This window comes from Arthrobacter sp. Sr33 (genome assembly GCF_054511195.1).
Genome location: NZ_JBTNDD010000027.1, coordinates 1 through 1,279, shown reverse-complemented (window position 1 = coordinate 1,279; position 1,279 = coordinate 1). Strand labels below are relative to the sequence as shown.

At 65.1% G+C, this 1,279-nt stretch carries 1 protein-coding gene; it reads left to right on the top strand.

What is annotated here, in order from left to right:
- Positions 1-1,278: aspartate aminotransferase family protein (locus ACX80T_RS16265; protein WP_459304926.1), on the top strand; the 1,278-nt coding region annotated here is incomplete at its 5' end.
- Position 1,279: the final 1 nt, after the last annotated feature.

Genomic DNA, 1,279 nt, shown 5'->3' with positions numbered 1-1,279 from the left:
ATGACTTCCCTTAGCCCTCTCTTGAAGCAAGCAACTCCTTTGGTGGTTGATCACGCCCTGGGCAGCTGGATCCATGCTACTGATGGCCAGTCCTACCTGGATTTCACGACCGGTATTGGTGTGACGAGTACGGGTCACTGCCATCCGCGGGTGGTGGAAGCTGCCCGTGAGCAGGTGGGCAAAATTATTCATGCGCAGTACACCACAGTGATGCATAAGCCGTTGCTGGAGTTGACCGAGAAGCTCGGTGAGGTGTTGCCTGAGGGCCTGGATTCGGTGTTTTACGCCAATTCGGGTTCGGAGGCGGTGGAGGCTGCGGTCCGTCTGGCTAGGATGGCCACGGGCCGGCCGAACATTGTGGTGTTCCAGGGCGGCTTCCACGGCCGGACGGTCGCTGCGGCGTCGTTGACCACTGCCGGGACGAAGTTCTCTGCCGGGTTCTCTCCGTTAATGTCCGGTGTGCACATGTCCGCGTTCCCGTATGCGTACCGGTACGGGTGGGACGAGGCTGCCACGGTGGCGTTCGCGTTGAAGGAACTCGATTACCTGCTGCAGACCCGCACCGCACCGAACGACACGGCGGCGTTCCTGATCGAACCGGCCCTGGGTGACGGCGGGTACCTGCCGACCCCGCCGGCGTTCCTGGAAGGCCTGCGTGAACGCGCGGACCGGCACGGCATCCAGCTGATCTTTGACGAGGTCCAGGCCGGGGTGGGCAGGATGGGCAAGTTCTGGGGACACCAGTACTCCACCGCGACCCCGGACATCCTGATCACCGCCAAGGGCATCGCTTCGGGTTTTCCGATCTCCGCGATCGCCGCCTCGACCGAGACGATGTCCAAGGGCTGGCCCGGTTCCCAAGGCGGGACCTACGGCGGCAATGCCGTCTCCGCCGCCGCCGGCGTCGCGACCCTGGACGTCGTCCGGGATGAAGGGCTCGTGGAGAACTCCCGGATCCGCGGCGAGCAGCTCCAGTCCGGCCTGAAAGACATCCAGAACCGCTTCCCGGTCATCGGTGACGTGCGCGGCAAAGGCCTGATGCAGGGCATCGAGTTCACCGCCGAAGACGGCACCCCCGACGCAGCCACCGCCGCAGCAGTCCAGCAGGCCACAACCACCCAGGGCCTACTCACCCTCACCTGCGGACCCGCAGGCAACGTTGTCCGCCTCATCCCCGCCCTCGTCGTCACCGCCAACGAAATCACCACCGGCCTCGAACGCTTCGAAAACGCCGTCGGCGCCGTCACCGGAGCCGTGCCCGCCACGACTGGGGCCTGAA